The organism is Nesterenkonia xinjiangensis (assembly GCF_013410745.1).
GTDB classification, from domain to species: Bacteria; Actinomycetota; Actinomycetes; order Actinomycetales; family Micrococcaceae; genus Nesterenkonia; species Nesterenkonia xinjiangensis.
Genome location: NZ_JACCFY010000001.1, coordinates 184570 through 200193, shown reverse-complemented (window position 1 = coordinate 200193; position 15624 = coordinate 184570). Strand labels below are relative to the sequence as shown.

Below are 15624 nucleotides of genomic sequence, written 5' to 3'. Positions count from 1 at the left end.
GATGGACTGGCATGCGGCGATCGGCGGTCTGAAGGCCCGAGGCGAACCGGGGGTGCTCATCACTCTGCTGCGGACGCGGGGTCACGCCCCGCGCGAGGCAGGCGCGAAGATGGTGGTCTCGGCGGACGCCGCCTGGGACAGCATCGGCGGTGGGAACCTGGAGAAGACCGCGGTGGAGCATGCCCGGGGCATGCTTGCCTCCGAAGCTGAGGCCCCGGAGATCCTCGATCTCTCCCTGACCGAGCACGCCCCGGCCCTCCACGGGAGGCAATGCTGCGGAGGGCAGGTGTCCGTCCTCTTCGAACGCCTTGCCGTCGCACCGGTGGTCGCGATCTTCGGGCTCGGCCATGTCGGCTACGAGGCCGCCCGCATCTTCTCCCGGATGCCGATCTCCCTGCACCTGGTCGACAGTCGTGAGGAGCACGCGCTGCGAGCCGAGGCCGAGGACATCCGCAGCGGCCACGCCCGGGTCTCGATCCATCATGCGCCGGCGCCGGAGACGGTGATCCGCAGTCTGCCGGCGGGAGCTCATGTGCTGATCATGACTCACGATCACGCCGAGGACCTCTTCCTCTGTGAAGCCGTGCTGGGCCGGGAGGACCTCGCCTCCGTAGGGCTGATCGGGTCGGCGGCCAAATGGGCGAGGTTCCGCAAGCGCCTGGGCGAGAGCGGCTACTCGGCCGAGCAGATCTCTCGGATCGAATGCCCCCTCGGGATCGCGGAGATCCCAGGGAAGGACCCGGCGAGCATCGCCGTCGGCGTGGCGGCGAAGTTTCTCCGTCGCGACGATCCTGCGCAGCGTCAGGAGGGCGGCCGACCACGATGACGATCTATCGAAGCAGGGTCCTCGATACCCCCGGGGACCTGGGGGATCCCGAAGGGCTTCGCAGCGACCAGGACTGCGCGCTCGTCGTCGACGACGACGGCGTCATCCTGGCACGGACCGGGGTCGAGGCGGCGCGGCGGGACCATCCCGACCATCCGGTGGTCGACCTGCGGGACGGCATCCTGATGCCGGGGATGGTGGACGCCCACGTGCACTTTCCGCAGGTCCGCATCATCGGTGGGCTGGGCATGGCGCTGCTGGACTGGCTGGCCCGGTGCGCCCTGCCCGAGGAGGAGCGGCTGGCGGATGCGGACCACGCCGGTGAGGTCGCACAGGAGTTCCTGAGTGGTCTGGTCCAGTCCGGCACGACCACGGCGCTGGTGTTCGGGTCGCATTTCCCCGAGGCGATGGAGGTGCTGTTCGCCCAGGCGCAGCAGGTGGGTCTGCGCATGACCTCAGGTCTGGTGGTCAGTGACAGGATCCTTCCTGAGACGTTGCTGACCACCCCGTCCCAGGCGCTCGACGTCGGCCGGGCGCTCGCAGAACGCTGGCACGGCCAGGGTCGGCTCCGCTATGCGGTGACCCCGCGCTTCTCCCTCTCTGCGAGCCAGGAGATGCTGGAGTCCTGCGGGGTGCTCCTCCGTGAAGGGGGAGGGCCGTCCGAAGGTCTCTGGTTCACCTCGCATGTCAATGAGAACCCCGTCGAGATCGAGGAGGTCCGGCGGCTCTTCCCTGAGGCCCGCGACTATGTGGACACCTATGACCGTCACGGCCTGCTCGGTCCGCGGTCGGTGCTGGCCCACAACGTCCATCCCGCGGCTGCGGAGCTGGAGCGCATGGGCCAGACCCGCACTGCCGCAGCTCATTGCCCGACGTCGAACTTCTCCCTGGGCAGCGGCCTGTTCCCGCTGCGGCAGCACCTTGCGGCCGGTGTGCCGGTGGCCCTCGGCTCGGATGTCGGCGCAGGCACCGGCTTCTCGCTCTTCCAGGAAGGGCTGCAGGCTTACTTCGGGCAGCGGCTGCTCGGTGCTGAGGGAGTGCAGCTGGCTCCCTCAGACCTCCTGCATCTGAGCACCCGTTCTGGAGCGCTGGCCCTGGGTCTGGCCGAGACGGTGGGAGATCTCTCTGCGGGGCGGCAGTTCGACGCCGTGCTGGTGCGGCCAGGTGCCGGTGGGACGCTGGAGACGGTGCTGCGACATGCGCGTGACCCCCAGGACGTCGTCGCCAAGCTCTTCAGCCTCGGGTCACCGGCTGACATCGACACGGTGTGGATCGGCGGCGAACGCGTCGTCTCTGGTGCGTCGCACCTGCAGGAGCCTCGCTGACCTTCTCGATCATCGACGGGGTGAGCATCGGCCTCATCAGCTGCTGCGTGATCAGGATGTTCACCGGGGGGGGGCACCCGTGGGGTGAACCGGGTGCTCCACCTGAGGGATCCCGGGGCGTCGGGTCAGTCCTGGGAGGCGCTGTCGAGCACGGTGCGCATGGTCTCCAGTCCGAACATCTCGATCGCCGCGTAGGCGTTCTGGCCCTCGTGGCGCGGATCTGCGCCTGCGGCCAGCAGCATCCGCACGGTCTCCTCGTTCTGCAGGAACACGGCGCAGGTCAGGGCGGACTGCCCGCGGTCGTTGAGCCGGTCGACGTCGGCGTCGCGGCTGATGAGGCCCTCCACCAGCGCCGCGTGGTTGTTGTAGGTGGCCAGGATCAGCAGCGTGTCACCTTTGGAATTGGCCAGATTGACGGGGATCCCCTGGTCGATCAGGCCGAGCAGCTCCTCGTCACGGCCCTGACGTGCGAGATCGAACATGGAGTTGAGGAACTCCAGCTGTTCGTCGGTCAGCTCGGGCACGCCGTTGGTGTCGGGGGAGGGGTCGTGTGGCATGTCTCCCAGTCTATCCGAGGGATCGCGTATGCTCGCTTATTGATATCAGTTCTCAATAAGCTGGAAAGGTGCGCCCATGACTTCCTCCACAGGTCCGCAGCCACTCGACACCCTCGTCATCGGGGCCGGGCCGGCCGGCATCGGTTCCGCGCTTGCCCTGGACGCCGTCGAAGGTCTTGTCGCCGGTGTCGTCGACCGCGGCGAGATCGGCGAGACCTTCCACCGATGGCCCCGCCGGCAACAGTTCCTCACGCCCTCCTTCACCGGCAACGGCTACGGAGCCACGGATCTGAATTCGGTGCACCCGCTCACGTCCCCTGCCTTCAGCCTCGGGGTGGACTACCCCGACGGCGCCGGCTACGCGAAGTACCTGCGCAGCGTCACCGGTCATTTCGAGATCCCCGTGGCCCGAGGCTGCGAGGTGACCTCGCTGCGCCAGGACGACGTCGGCTTCATCGCCACCACCGCGAACGGTCCGATTCCCGCTCGGACCGTGATCTGGGCCGGCGGCGAGTTCCAGTCCCCCGAGGTGCCGCAGATCCCCGGGAGGCACTCCCTGGTCCATACCGGACGTGAAGAGGCCTGGACGCCCCGCGAGGGCCGTGTCCTGGTGCTCGGCGGCGGTGAGTCTGGGATCGACATCGCCTGCCACCACATCGAGCACGGGGCCGCCGTGACCGTCCTCGACGCTGATCACCCCTGGGACGCCGGGCAGGGCTCGGACCCGTCCTACGGGCTCGCCCCGCGCTCACGCATGCGGCTCGCCGCCGCTCGGGAGACCGGCCGGCTCACCCTGGCGTCCCGGCGTGCGGTCGCTGTGGCGCGCGAAGGACGGTGCTGGACGGTCACGTTGGACGACGGCGGCACGCTGACCGCCGACTCTCCGCCGCTGGCCGGCACCGGATTCGGGCCAGGGCTCGGTCCGGCGGCGCATCTGTTCGACCGTCGCGAGGACGGCTGGCCGCTGGTGGACGCCGATGATCAGTCGACCCTGGCCCCCGGGCTCTTCCTCTCCGGGCCCGCGCTGCGCCACGGCGCTCAGCGCTTCTGCTTCATCTACAAGTTCCGCCAGCGCTTCGCCCACGTCGCGAGGGTCATCGGGGAGTCGCTGGGCAAGGACTGCTCGGAGCTGGAGGCTTGGCGCAGCGCCGGCATGCTCGCTGAGGACGTCTCCGAATGCGGGGCCGAATGCGCCTGCTGAGGCCGCACCCCGCTCTGCTCTTCCTGCTCGCCATGGGCGCCGGCCTGATGCTCGGGGTGTTCGGGCCGGTCGCGATCCCGGTCGACCCGATCATCATGGTCCTCCTGGGGCTGCTGTTCCTCGAGGTCCGTCTCGGCGGCGGCCGCGAGCTGCTGCGCTCCCGCCGGGCAGTCGTGGTCGTGCTCGGGCTGAACTTCCTGATCCTTCCGGCGGTGGCGCTCGGGGTGACCGCGCTGATCGTCCCTGACGACGACCTGGTGCGTCTGGGCCTGCTGATCTACCTGCTGTTCCCCTGCACCGACTGGTTCCTCGGCTTCACCCGGGTCGCCGGGGGCAGCACAGCGCTCGGTGCGGCGCTGATCCCGGTGAGCCTGGTGCTCCAGCTGCTGCTCTATCCGGTGTGGATCTCTGCGCTGTCCGGGCGCAGTCTGCCCGGGGTGGTGGAGGCGCTGTGGCCCGCGCTGCTCGAGGGGCTGCTGGTCCCGGCCGGGGTCGCCGTGGTGCTGCGCGTCCTCATCGGTCTTCTCGGCGGCCGTGCGGTCCTCGAGCGGGTCCAGGGGATCGCCGGAGGCTGCGTGCCCTGGGCGATCGCCGCACTGATCCTGGGCCTCTTCTCCTCCGGCCTCGGGGAGGCGGCCCTCGAGCCGGCGACGCTGGGGCGGGTGCTCGCCGGGGTCGTGATGTTCTTCGCGGTGAGCCTGGCCCTCTCGGAGCTGGTGCGTCGGTGGGCAGGCCTGGCCGAGGACGAGGTGACCCTGGTGGTCTTCACGACCACCGCCCGCAACGCGCCGCTGATGCTGGCGGTCACCGCGCTCGCGCTGGGGGAGAACGCCGTCATCACGGCGGTGATCGTGCTCGGGATGCTGCTGGAGTTCCCGCACCTGACCGCGCTGACCTGGTGGATGCGCCGGCGCAGGCGAGGTGCCCGTCGGCCGAGGGCCGCAACGCCGCTGACGACGGCTGCCTGAGGCGATAGCCTGCCGGGGAGAGATCGGCTCGCCGGACCCACTGTACTGCGAGAGTATGCAATGCTGTGAATAATTATGTAGACTCGCCGATGAGCCGACCACCACCCCTCCCTGCTCGGACAGGGACGACTTCCAAGGAGCTGGACCGTGACCGATCGCATCGTTCTCGCCTATTCGGGCGGCCTCGACACCTCTGTGGCCATCGGCTGGATCGCCGAGGCGACCGGTTCTGAGGTCGTCGCCGTCGCCGTCGACGTCGGCCAGGGCGGCGAGTCCCTGGAGACCGTGCGCCAGCGCGCGCTGGACTGCGGCGCCGTCGAGGCCTACGTGGCCGACGCCCGCGATGAGTTCGCCGAGCAGTACTGCATGCCCACGCTGAAGGCCAACGGCCTCTACATGGACTCCTACCCGCTGGTCTCGGCCATCTCCCGCCCGGTGATCTCCAAGCACCTGGTGGCAGCGGCTCAGCAGTTCGGCGCCACCACCGTGGCCCACGGCTGCACCGGCAAGGGCAACGACCAGGTCCGTTTCGAGGTCTCCATCCAGACGCTGGGTCCGGAGCTGAAGTGCATCGCCCCCGTGCGCGACCTCGCGCTGACCCGGGAGAAGGCCATCGAGTACGCAGAGAAGAACAGCCTGCCGATCGAGACGACGAAGAAGAACCCCTTCTCCATCGACCAGAACGTCTGGGGCCGGGCCGTGGAGACCGGCTTTCTGGAGGACATCTGGAACGGTCCCACCAAGGACGTCTACGACTACACCGAGGACCCGGCCTTCCCGCCGGCGGCCGACGTCGTCACCATCACCTTCGATCAGGGCGTGCCGGTGGCCCTCGACGGCCGCGGCGTCACCGCGCTGGAGGCCATCGAGGAGCTCAACCGCCGCGCCGGCGCCCAGGGCATCGGCCGGATCGACATCGTCGAGGACCGCCTGGTCGGCATCAAGTCCCGCGAGATCTACGAGGCCCCCGGCGCGATGGCGCTGATGGCCGCCCACCGGGAGCTGGAGAACATCACTTTGGAGCGCGAGCAGGCCCGCTTCAAGAAGGCGGTGGATCAGCGGTGGACCGAGCTGGTCTACGACGGCCAGTGGTTCTCCCCGCTGAAGAACAACCTCGACGTCTTCATCGACGAGACCCAGAAGTACGTCTCCGGGGAGATTCGTCTGGAGCTGCACGGCGGCCGCGCCACGGTGCAGGGTCGGCGCTCCGAGACCTCCCTCTATGACTTCAACCTGGCCACCTATGACGAGGGCGACTCCTTCGACCAGGCCTCGGCGCCCGGGTTCATCGACATCTTCGGCCTGTCCTCGCGGACGGCCTCGCAGCGCGAGGAGCGGATCCACGGCAAACCCGACCTCTCCGGCGCCGGCGTCGAGAAGTGAGCCTCGGTCCCATGGCCGCTGACGCGACGAACGACAAGCACGGCACGAACGAGGGCTCCCTGTGGGGCGGACGGTTCGCCTCCGGGCCGGCCGACGTCATGGCCGCGCTGAGCAAGTCCACGCATTTCGACTGGAAGCTGGCGCCCTATGACATCGCCGGCTCCCGGGCACATGCCCGGGTGCTGCACCGGGCGGGGCTGCTGACGGAGCCGGAGCTCGCCGGCATGCTCTCGGCCCTGGACCGCCTGGCCGATGACGTCCACTCCGGGGCCTTCGCCCCCGTGGAGTCCGACGAGGACGTCCACGGTGCGCTGGAGCGCGGCCTGCTGGAGCGGGCTGGGGAGGACCTGGGCGGCAAGCTGCGCGCGGGCCGTTCCCGCAACGACCAGATCGCCACCATGGTCCGCATGTATCTGCGGGGTCAGGTGCGGCTGATCTCCGCCGGGGTGCTCGACGTCGTCGATGCGCTGATCGCCCAGGCCCAGGCGCACCCGGGGACGCCCATGCCGGGGCGCACCCATCTGCAGCACGCTCAGCCGGTGCTGCTGGCCCACCACCTGCTCGCCCATGCCTGGCCGCTGCTGCGCGACGTCGATCGGTTGGGCGACCTGGACCGCCGGCTCGCCCGCTCGCCCTACGGCGCCGGGGCGCTGGCCGGATCGTCATTGGGGCTGGACCCGGCGCAGGTCGCCGCGGAGCTGGGCTTCGACGGCCCCACGGAGAACTCGATCGACGGGACGGCCTCCCGCGACCTGGTCGCCGAGTTCACCTGGGTGACGGCGATGATCGGGGTGGACCTCTCGCGGATCAGTGAAGAGGTGATCCTCTGGGCCACCAAGGAGTTCGGCTTCGTCACCCTTGATGACGCCTACTCCACGGGCAGTTCGATCATGCCGCAGAAGAAGAACCCGGACATCGCTGAGCTGGCGCGTGGCAAGGCCGGCCGGCTGATCGGGGACCACACCGGGCTCCTGGCCACGCTGAAGGCGCTGCCTCTGGCGTACAACCGTGACCTGCAGGAGGACAAGGAGCCGGCTTTCGACGCCGTAGACACCCTGGAGATGCTGCTGCCGGCCGTCTCCGGGATGATCGCCACCTTGCGCTTCCATCCCGAGCGGCTGGCCGAGCTCGCCCCGCAGGGCTTCTCGCTGGCCACCGATGTGGCGGAGTGGCTGGTCCGGCAGGGTGTCCCCTTCCGAGTGGCCCATGAGGTCGCCGGTGAGTGCGTGCGTGCCTGTGAGGAGCATGACCCGGCCAAGGAGCTGCACGAGCTCACCGATGAGGAGCTGACCGCCATCCATCCGGAGCTGACTCCGGCGGTCCGGGATGTGCTCAGCGTGGACGGCTCGCTGGCCTCCCGCGACGCCGTCGGCGGCACGGCCCCCGTGCGCGTGGCCGAGCAGCTCCAGGCTGCCGCCCAGCGTTCTGCGGAGCGTCGCGCGGCCCTGGACGGCTGACGCCCGGGGCAGGAGTGGTCCTGGGGAGCTTCGCGACTCGGCGCCGGGTCGGGCACATGGCCCTGGCGTGCGGCCTCGTGCTGCTCTGTGGCTGTGCAGGAACCCCTGAAGGCTTCTCCGAGGAGAGCGCCGCCTCACTGCCTGACGCCCCGGTGCAACGGCACGCCCCGCTCTCCGAGCAGGCGCGGGCTGCGCAGTCTCTGGCGGAGCTTCCGGTCCGCGAGCTCGCCGACCCTGACTGGGTGGCGGAGACCGCCGAGGTCGTGCAGATTCCGGACCGAGCCCTGGAGGCCTATGCGGGCGCGGCGCTGAGGCTGCGTGAGGAGCATCTGGACTGCGGCCTGGGCTGGAACACGCTGGCCGGCATCGGTCAGGTGGAGTCCCATCATGGGACCTACGGGGGCTCGACCCTGGCGGAGGACGGCACAGCCTCTCCGCCGATCATCGGTATCGCGCTGGACGGCGGAGAAGGGGTCGCGGCGATCCCGGACACCGATGGCGGAGAGCTCGACGGCGATGACGAGTGGGATCGCGCGGTCGGGCCGATGCAGTTCATCCCCACGACATGGGAGCTCCACGCCCAGGACGGCTCGGGTGGTCAGGGCGTAGGGTCCCCGCCGGACCCGCAGAACATCGACGACGCCTCCCTGACGGCGGCCGTCTTCCTGTGTGAGCGCGGCGGCGAGGTCGTCACGGATGACGGTTTCGCCGCCGCAGTCGGCGCCTACAACCGGTCGGTGCCCTACATCAACGACGTCGCCGACTGGGCGGAGCGGTACGCCGGATCATTCTGAGCGCGGCGAGACCGTCGGAGAGGCTCTCCAGGTGCAGCCCCGCGGGGCGCGCCTCCTCGGCCAGCTGACCCTGGGTGACAGTGCGCCACCGGCTGGACGCCTCGAGGCTGCGCAGTACGGTCTCACCGTCGCGCACCTCGTAGCGCTGCCATTGGGTGTTCTCCGTGCCGTCTTCGGCGTCCTGGTGGTGATACCTGGCCACGTAGTCCAGCCCGCCCAGCCGACGCGTGTGGACCATGGGTTCTCCGGAAGGCTCGGGGCGCAGCCGTGGTGCGGTGACGATCCCGACGCCACCGGGGGCCAGGCGGCGGCTCAGCGCGCGGAAGAGCGCCCCACGCTCCGTGCTCTCCAGGTGGCCCAGCATGTGGGCGCAGAGGAAGCCGTCGAGCGGTCCCGGCAGCTGATCCAGGGCGCTGGGTGCTGTGCCGGCGATGACGCTGACCCGGGCGGCGAGAGCGGCGTCGTCGGAGGTCCGGGTCAGCAGGCCGGTCCGCATGAGCGCCGACGGCTCCACCGCGGCCAGGCGCCCGGGGAAGCATCCGGCCAGCAGCCGGGTGCTCAATCCGGTGCCCGCCCCGATGTCCGCCACGAGCGCCGTCTCCGGCAGCGGTCCGAATGCGTCCTGGAGAGCGGGTCGGATCGAGCTCCACACCTCCTCGCCCAGGAAGAGGTCATGGAGCTCGCCGATCAGCTCGTACTCGTCGAGCCGGGGCATGAGCTCAGCCCTGCCGGGCCTTCAGTCGTGGGTTCTTCTTGTTGATGACGTAGGTCTTGCCGCGGCGGCGCACCACCTGGGAGCCGGGCTTCTTCTTCAGAGAGCGCAGGGACTTGCGGACCTTCATTGTGACCTCCTAGTGATAATGATTAGCATTAGCGGTGATCATACGCTTCGACCCTGGAAGGACGCGAATGGATCTCTCATCGGAGGAGGCCCCGGAGGCCGGCGGCATCGGACGCCGGGTGGACGTGGTCGCCGTCGTCGGGGCCTGCGGCCCGGAGCGGCAGGAGCACGCCGAACGGCTTGCGACGTCCGAGGGGCGTGTCCTGCTGCCCGCGCGTCGGCTGCGTACCGAGCCGGAGGTGCTGGACCAGGCGGTCTCCCTGCTGGGTCGGATGCGAGCGACCAGCGGGCTGGTCGTGGAGCATCCGCTGGAGACCCCGGCCATGGAGATCATCGGCATGCTCGCCGACCCCTCCATGCCCACCCGGCTGAGCGCGGTGATCTGCGTGGTCGACGCGACGCACCTCGTCACGGACCTGGAGGCCGAGGACTTCGTGCCCCTTCTCGACGGAACCCACCATGCCGCCCGCGCCGAGCTGATGGTCCAGCAGATCGAGTACGCCTCGGAGATCGTGCTGGTCAACACGGCCGGGCTGTCCGCCCGACGCATCCACACCCTGGAGGCCCTGCTCAGCGCACTGAGCCCGCAGGCCTCGGTCAGCCGTGCTGCGGAGCGCGCCGTCGGGCCGCGCCCGGTCCACGAGGAGGAGTACTCCCAGGAGCAGACGCGCGCCGGATGGGTGAGCCTGCTCAATGCGGACTTCGACCCGTCGATCCGGTCCGAGGACGTGACGGTGGTGCATTATGAGCAGCTGCGCCCCTTCCACCCGGGGCGCCTGCATGCGGTCCTGGAGACGTACCTCTTCGAGCGCGGCGCCGGCCAGGTCGTGCGCTCCGCGGGCTTCTGCCGACTGGCCACACGTCCACATGTCACCGCGCAGTGGGATCACGTGGGTGCCGGCTTCGCCCTGGAGCCGCTGAGCTTCGACCATCAGATGCGGACGGAGGACGAGGTGCTCGCCTTCGGCCAGGAGCTCGCCATCTTCGGGCTGGGCCTGGACGCGGACCGGCTGACCGCGGCGTTGGACGAGGCGGCCCTCGACGACGACGAACTGGCCGCCGGTCCGATGCTGTGGGCCACGTTCCCGGACCCCTTTCCGGACTGGCGGACCGCACCGAACCTCTGAGGCTGCGGGGTTCGCAGGCGCGGCCCTGGAAGAATGGGGCCGTGGAACTTCAGCAGCTCGATGCGCTCTTCGACGGCCACGCCACGTCCCTGGCCCCTGCCCTGCTCGGATGTCGACTCACGGTGACCACCCCACAGGGTGCGGTGACCGTGCGGCTCACCGAGGTGGAGGCCTACGGGGACCAGGGTGAGGATCCGGGGGCGCACAGCTTCCGCGGCCGCACCGCACGCAATGATTCCCTGTTCGGCCCGCCGCGGCGCACCTACGTCTATCTGAACTACGGGATCCACCGCTGTCTGAACCTGGCCTGCGGCCCTGAGGGCACGGCCGGGGGAGTGCTGCTGCGAGCCGGGGAGGTGCTCCACGGGCATGAGCTGGCGGTGGAGCGGCGGCGCCGCGACACCGGGGTGAAGCTGCTCTCCGGACCTGGACGGCTGGGTCAGGGGCTCGGCATCACCTTGTCGATGGATGCCACGCCGGTGGCGCTCACCTCCTCGGAGGAGCACCAGCTTGTGGATCTCCCGGGGGAGGGCGCGGCGTTCGTGCTCGCCCCGCCCTCGGAGCCTGCCGCCGAGATTCTCTCCGGCCCACGGGTGGGCGTCTCCGGAGCGGGCGGTGGAGCGGAGTTCCCCTGGCGATACTGGGTGGCCCGAGCCTCCAGCGTCTCGGCCTATCGTCCGGGGCGGAACGTCCCGCTGCGGAGCTCCACCCAGGAGCACGCGGGCTGACGGCGACGTCGTCATGTCCAGTTCACCGCGATGCGGGTAGGATGGGTGGTCATCTGTTTCAGACATGAGAGCCGATCCGCTTGATGAGTGACACCACCAGCTCGAGCCCGTCCGAGGTCGTCCCGGATCGCCCGGCCGTGCGCAACGGTCGCTCCGGAGGTTCAGTGAGAGATCAACCCGCCGATGCCGATGTACCGGTCCCTGCCCTCGACGCCGGAGTCGACCAGGAGCGCGACTATGTGGCGCTGCTCTATCACCGGCTCGATGAGCTCCGGGCGGAGAAGGAGACCCAGCTGTCCCAGGTGCGCGGCACCGGGGCGCAGGGCACGATGCAGAACGTCTCCGAACGCGACGCCTTCGCGACCATGTACCAGGATCGGCTGGCCCAGCTCAACGCGGTGGACGACAGGCTGGTCTTCGGACGACTGGACCTCGACGGCGGCACCTGCCGATACATCGGACGTATCGGACTGACCACGGCGCAGCGTCAGCGACTCATGTTGGACTGGCGCGCTCCGGAGTCAGGGGTCTTCTATCAGGCCACCGCCTTCGACAGGCAGGGGGTGCGACGTCGGCGTCATCTGATGCTGCGTCGCCGTGAGGTCCAGGGCGTGGAGGATGAAGTCCTCGACCCCGACCTGCTGGAGGAGACCGCCGAGAACCACGGCGACGGTGCGCTGCTGGCGGCGCTGAACGCGCGCCGCACGGGTCAGATGGGTGACATCGTCGCGACCATCCAGGCCGAGCAGGACCGGGTGATCCGCTCTGACCTCTCTGGGGTGCTCGTGGTCCAGGGCGGCCCCGGCACGGGGAAGACCGCGGTGGCGCTGCACCGCGCGGCGTACCTGCTCTACAGCCACCGTGAGCGGCTGAAGTCCGCCGGTGTGCTGATCGTGGGGCCCAACTCCACCTTCATGTCCTACATCGACCGTGTGTTGCCCTCGCTCGGCGAGACCGGCGTGGTGATGTCTTCGCTGGCCGAGCTCTACCCCGGGGTGCGTGGTGTGGAGGAGCAGGACCCGCGCGTCGCGGAGATCAAGGGACGGCTGGCCATGGTCGACGTCATCGGTGATGCGGTCGCCCAGCGGCAGCGCACCATCGCCGGCCCGCAGGAGGTCGAGGTCGACGGTGTGAAGGTCACCGTGACCCCGGCGATGATCAACCGTGCCCGGGAGCGGGCACGCGCCACCGGGAAGCCGTACAACGAGGCACGGGCGACCTTCGTGAAGGTCGTGGTCAAGGACATCGCGGAGAAGCTGGAGCGCATTCTGGCCAAACGTTCCCAAGGCAATGACGCGGATCGCTCCTATCTGGTGGAGGACGTCCGCACCGCCCGTGATGTGCGGGTGCTGCTGAACCTGTGCTGGATGCCGCGGACCCCGCGGAACCTGCTGGAGGACCTGTGGAGCCGTCCGGGCTATCTCAAGACGGCGGCCCCTCAGCTGACCGCCGAGGAACGCGAACTTCTCAGTCGGAAGCCCGGAGCGCCGTTCACTCTGGCGGACATTCCGCTCCTCGATGAGGCCGCCGAGCTGCTCGGAGATCTCGACGAGTCTGCCGGGCGCGAGGAGGCCCGGCAGAAGGCCGCTCGGGAGAGCCAGCTCGAGAATGCTCGCCGGGCGGTGGAGAACGCCACTCCGCAGATGGAGGAGATGGGCATCGAGGGCTTCCTCAACGCGGAGGACGTCGTGGCTCTCAACGAGGAGACCACCGGGCGGCTCAGTGCCGCCGAGCGTGCCGTCGTGGATCGCACGTGGACCTACGGTCATGTCGTGGTCGACGAGGCCCAGGAGCTGTCTCCGATGCAGTGGCATGTGCTCATGCGTCGCTGCCCGCTGAAGTCCTTCACCGTGGTGGGCGACATCGCCCAGGGGTCCTCGCCGTCGGCGTCGTTGAGCTGGGAGGCTGCGATGGAGCCGTTCGTGGGCGAGCGGCTGCGGATCGAGGAGCTCACCGTCAACTACCGCACCCCGCGACGGATCGTGGCGCTGGCCGAGGCGGTCGCGCGTGCCGACGGCCTGGAGATCACGTCGCTGCGGACCGTGCGCGAGGGCGACCACTCCCCGACGGTGGATCGGGTCTCCGTCGACGAGGTCGTGCCCGGGACTGTGGAGGCAGTGGCCGCGGAGTTCGAGAAGGTCGGGGACGGGTTGGTGGCCGCCATCGTGCCCGAGCGGCTGCACTCGGCTGCGCGCCGGGCCCTGCGGGAACGTTTCGGCGATCGCGTCGGGGATGGCGCGGGTTCGTTGAGCCAGGACATCGTGGTGCTCACCGCCGACGAGGCCAAGGGGCTGGAGTTCGACGCCGTCGTGGTGGCCGAGCCCGCTGAGCTGCGCGCGGAGGCGGCCGGTCGGATCGGCAGCCTCTATGTCGCGCTGACCCGACCGACCCAGTCTCTGCATGTCGTCTCCTCCGGAGATCTTCCGGCGGGGTTCGAGGCGCAGTGACCTGAATGTCGGGCGGCATATCGCGGCTCGACACTGCTACCGTACGAGTTGTGATGGAGAAGAACCTCGTGGAGAACACCCCTGGGCTGACCGAGCAGCGCAATGATGACAGCTTCGAGAACATCTGGCAGGAGCTGAAGTGGCGCGGCCTCGTGCAGGTGTCCACCGATGAGACCGCCCTCGAAGAGGCGCTGGCTGGGGAGACCCTCACCTATTACTGCGGCTTCGACCCGACCGCGGCCTCCCTGCACCTGGGACACCTGGTGCAGCTGCTGACGATGCGCCGCATCCAGCTGGCCGGTCATAAGCCGCTGGCCCTGGTGGGCGGGTCCACGGGGCTGATTGGGGACCCGCGTGCCTCCGGGGAGCGTGTGCTCAACACTCCGGAGACCGTGGCCGGCTGGGTGCAGAGCATCCAGGACCAGGTCCGGCCCTACATCTCCTTCGAGGGGGAGAACGCCGCGCGCATGGTCAACAACCTGGACTGGACCCAGGGAATCAGCGCCATCGAGTTCCTCCGGGACATCGGGAGGTACTTCCGGGTGGGCACCATGATCAAGAAGGACCTGGTGGCCAAACGGCTGAGCTCCGAGGAGGGCCTCTCCTACACGGAGTTCAGCTACCAGATCCTGCAGGGACTCGACTACCTGCAGCTCTACCGCGAGTACGACTGCACCCTGCAGTTCGGGGGCTCCGATCAGTGGGGGAACATCACCTCTGGCACTGAGCTGGTCCGTCGGGTGGAGAATGCGCACGTCCATGCGTTGGGCACTCCGCTGATCACCAACTCTGACGGCACCAAGCTCGGCAAGTCCGAAGGCAACGCCATCTGGATCGACGCCGAGCTCTGTTCGCCGTACACGTTCTACCAGTACTGGCTGAACCAGGCCGACGCCGATGTGATCGATCGGCTCAAGGTCTTCACCTTCCGCAGCCGGGAGGAGATCGAAGCCCTGGCGCGCGAGGTCGAGGAGCGCCCCTTCGCCCGGCAGGCGCAGAAGGCCCTCGCCTGGGACGTGACCACCCTGGTTCACGGGGAGGAGACGACACGGAAGGTCATCGCCGCCTCTGAGGCGCTGTTCGGCAAGGGGGAGATCTCCGAGATCGATGAGCCCACGCTGCGCGGCGCCTCGGCGGAGCTGCCGGTGGCAGAGCTGCCGGCCGAGTCTGCCACGGTCGTAGAGGCTCTGGTCGCGACGGGACTGGTGGGTTCGAAGTCCGAGGCGCGGCGTGCCGTCAAGGACGGCGGCGCCTACGTGAACAACACCAAGGTCGACGACGGCGAGGTGCCCGTGTCCTCCGGCGAGTGGCTCTTCGGCCAGTACCTGGTGCTGCGGCGCGGAAAAAAGAACCTCGCGATCGTGCGCAGCGGCGGAGACTGATCAGAAATTCTGCCTCCTCGAGAGAAGCCGCAGGTCAGCGCCCTATGGACGCCGATCCTGCGGCTTCTCCCGTAAGAGATGCAGGTCACCCCGATTCTGGTTTGCATACGCCTCGAGCCCTGTGTAGAGTCTCTTCTCGTGCTCAGGGCACAGGGCGGAAAGCCGAGAGGCAGAAACCCGGTCCAGAGCACTTCGCGACTTCTCGTCGCACAGCTTCTTAAATTCATAGCTTCGACGATCGCGCCCGAAAACCCGGTGAGACACCGAGTTTGCACGGAGAGATCGAGGAGGGTAAGATAGAGAAGTTGCCGTCCAGAGGATCGATCGGGACCGGGTTTGACAGCCGGAAACGAAATGTTCTAGGATGGAAAAGTTGCTTCGGAGCGATCCGGAAACGAAAACTAAGAACACAGAATATGATATGATATTCTAGGTAAGTGGTTTTCTTCCGGTGGTGCCGGGAGCGCCTGTTGTTTGAGAACTCAATAGTGTGCCAAGTTTGTTGATACCAAAGTATTGATTATTTGGTTGGCGTGATGCTGCCACCCCCGTGGTGGTGTCACGTATCAGCTAAGGATCGTTTTATCT

General features: G+C 68.7%; 14 protein-coding genes. 11 read left to right on the top strand and 3 right to left on the bottom strand.

Going from position 1 to position 15624, the window contains the following annotated elements; translation table 11 throughout:
- Position 1: 1 nt before the first annotated feature.
- Both xdhC and HNR09_RS00915 read left to right on the top strand, forming a co-directional pair.
- A complete protein-coding gene (xdhC, locus tag HNR09_RS00920; RefSeq protein ID WP_179540336.1) occupies positions 2 to 826 on the top strand; it encodes a xanthine dehydrogenase accessory protein XdhC in 825 nt (274 codons plus the stop codon).
- Positions 823 to 2151 carry a guanine deaminase gene (locus HNR09_RS00915; protein WP_179540335.1) on the top strand — a complete coding sequence of 443 codons (1329 nt, stop codon included), beginning with the start codon at positions 823 to 825 and terminating at the stop codon, positions 2149 to 2151. Before xdhC ends, HNR09_RS00915 begins: the two co-directional genes overlap by 4 nt.
- A gap of 125 nt (positions 2152 to 2276) precedes the next feature.
- Here HNR09_RS00915 and HNR09_RS00910 read toward each other — a convergent pair whose 3' ends face one another.
- The gene (locus HNR09_RS00910) at positions 2277 to 2708 is read right to left on the bottom strand and encodes an ankyrin repeat domain-containing protein (RefSeq protein ID WP_218881854.1); all 432 of its coding nucleotides are present in this window, start codon (positions 2706 to 2708) and stop codon (positions 2277 to 2279) included.
- Between the two features lie 76 nt (positions 2709 to 2784).
- On the opposite strand from HNR09_RS00910, the gene HNR09_RS00905 reads away from it, so the two are divergent.
- From HNR09_RS00905 to HNR09_RS00885, 5 genes are all read left to right on the top strand, one after another.
- Positions 2785 to 3909: an NAD(P)/FAD-dependent oxidoreductase gene (locus HNR09_RS00905; protein ID WP_179540334.1), complete on the top strand. Its 1125-nt coding sequence runs from the start codon at positions 2785 to 2787 to the stop codon at positions 3907 to 3909.
- On the top strand, positions 3885 to 4877 hold the full coding sequence (locus HNR09_RS00900; RefSeq protein WP_179540333.1) for an arsenic resistance protein: 993 nt from the start codon (positions 3885 to 3887) through the stop codon (positions 4875 to 4877). Before HNR09_RS00905 ends, HNR09_RS00900 begins: the two co-directional genes overlap by 25 nt.
- A gap of 147 nt (positions 4878 to 5024) precedes the next feature.
- On the top strand, positions 5025 to 6260 hold the full coding sequence (locus HNR09_RS00895) for an argininosuccinate synthase (protein ID WP_179540332.1): 1236 nt from the start codon (positions 5025 to 5027) through the stop codon (positions 6258 to 6260).
- Positions 6261 to 6271: 11 nt separating this feature from the next.
- Positions 6272 to 7717: an argininosuccinate lyase gene (argH, locus tag HNR09_RS00890; protein WP_179540331.1), complete on the top strand. Its 1446-nt coding sequence runs from the start codon at positions 6272 to 6274 to the stop codon at positions 7715 to 7717.
- Positions 7718 to 7773: 56 nt separating this feature from the next.
- Complete coding sequence (locus HNR09_RS00885) at positions 7774 to 8511, top strand: lytic transglycosylase domain-containing protein (protein ID WP_179540330.1); 738 nt, start codon at positions 7774 to 7776, stop codon at positions 8509 to 8511.
- Here the strand turns inward: HNR09_RS00885 and HNR09_RS00880 are convergent.
- Together HNR09_RS00880 and ykgO are read right to left on the bottom strand one after the other, a co-directional pair.
- Positions 8465 to 9226: a class I SAM-dependent methyltransferase gene (locus tag HNR09_RS00880; RefSeq protein ID WP_179540329.1), complete on the bottom strand. Its 762-nt coding sequence runs from the start codon at positions 9224 to 9226 to the stop codon at positions 8465 to 8467. The genes HNR09_RS00885 and HNR09_RS00880 overlap by 47 nt on opposite strands.
- Positions 9227 to 9230: 4 nt before the next feature.
- Positions 9231 to 9353 (bottom strand): type B 50S ribosomal protein L36, encoded by a 123-nt coding sequence (gene ykgO, locus HNR09_RS00875; protein WP_179540328.1) that lies wholly within the window; start codon positions 9351 to 9353, stop codon positions 9231 to 9233.
- A gap of 67 nt (positions 9354 to 9420) precedes the next feature.
- Between ykgO and HNR09_RS00870 the strand changes: the two genes are divergently transcribed.
- The 4 genes from HNR09_RS00870 to tyrS all read left to right on the top strand — a co-directional run bounded on the left by HNR09_RS00870 (position 9421) and on the right by tyrS (position 15036).
- On the top strand, positions 9421 to 10479 hold the full coding sequence (locus tag HNR09_RS00870; protein WP_179540327.1) for a GTP-binding protein: 1059 nt from the start codon (positions 9421 to 9423) through the stop codon (positions 10477 to 10479).
- 41 nt (positions 10480 to 10520) lie between these two features.
- Positions 10521 to 11207: a DNA-3-methyladenine glycosylase gene (locus HNR09_RS00865; protein WP_179540326.1), complete on the top strand. Its 687-nt coding sequence runs from the start codon at positions 10521 to 10523 to the stop codon at positions 11205 to 11207.
- Between the two features lie 83 nt (positions 11208 to 11290).
- Complete coding sequence (locus tag HNR09_RS00860; RefSeq protein WP_179540325.1) at positions 11291 to 13654, top strand: HelD family protein; 2364 nt, start codon at positions 11291 to 11293, stop codon at positions 13652 to 13654.
- A 53-nt stretch (positions 13655 to 13707) separates the two neighbouring features.
- Positions 13708 to 15036 (top strand): tyrosine--tRNA ligase, encoded by a 1329-nt coding sequence (gene tyrS, locus HNR09_RS00855; protein ID WP_179540324.1) that lies wholly within the window; start codon positions 13708 to 13710, stop codon positions 15034 to 15036.
- The last annotated feature ends 588 nt before the right edge of the window (positions 15037 to 15624 follow it).

What these genes read in the sequence shown, in the direction of transcription:
- ykgO (WP_179540328.1), bottom strand. Translation starts at nt 9,353, where the DNA reads ATGAAGGTCCGCAAGTCCCTGCGCTCTCTGAAGAAGAAGCCCGGCTCC.
- HNR09_RS00870 (WP_179540327.1), top strand. Translation starts at nt 9,421, where the DNA reads ATGGATCTCTCATCGGAGGAGGCCCCGGAGGCCGGCGGCATCGGACGC.
- xdhC (WP_179540336.1), top strand. Translation starts at nt 2, where the DNA reads ATGGACTGGCATGCGGCGATCGGCGGTCTGAAGGCCCGAGGCGAACCG.
- HNR09_RS00910 (WP_218881854.1), bottom strand. Translation starts at nt 2,708, where the DNA reads ATGCCACACGACCCCTCCCCCGACACCAACGGCGTGCCCGAGCTGACC.
- HNR09_RS00860 (WP_179540325.1), top strand. Translation starts at nt 11,291, where the DNA reads ATGAGTGACACCACCAGCTCGAGCCCGTCCGAGGTCGTCCCGGATCGC.
- HNR09_RS00900 (WP_179540333.1), top strand. Translation starts at nt 3,885, where the DNA reads ATGCGGGGCCGAATGCGCCTGCTGAGGCCGCACCCCGCTCTGCTCTTC.
- HNR09_RS00915 (WP_179540335.1), top strand. Translation starts at nt 823, where the DNA reads ATGACGATCTATCGAAGCAGGGTCCTCGATACCCCCGGGGACCTGGGG.
- HNR09_RS00880 (WP_179540329.1), bottom strand. Translation starts at nt 9,226, where the DNA reads ATGCCCCGGCTCGACGAGTACGAGCTGATCGGCGAGCTCCATGACCTC.
- HNR09_RS00885 (WP_179540330.1), top strand. Translation starts at nt 7,774, where the DNA reads ATGGCCCTGGCGTGCGGCCTCGTGCTGCTCTGTGGCTGTGCAGGAACC.
- HNR09_RS00905 (WP_179540334.1), top strand. Translation starts at nt 2,785, where the DNA reads ATGACTTCCTCCACAGGTCCGCAGCCACTCGACACCCTCGTCATCGGG.
- tyrS (WP_179540324.1), top strand. Translation starts at nt 13,708, where the DNA reads ATGGAGAAGAACCTCGTGGAGAACACCCCTGGGCTGACCGAGCAGCGC.
- argH (WP_179540331.1), top strand. Translation starts at nt 6,272, where the DNA reads ATGGCCGCTGACGCGACGAACGACAAGCACGGCACGAACGAGGGCTCC.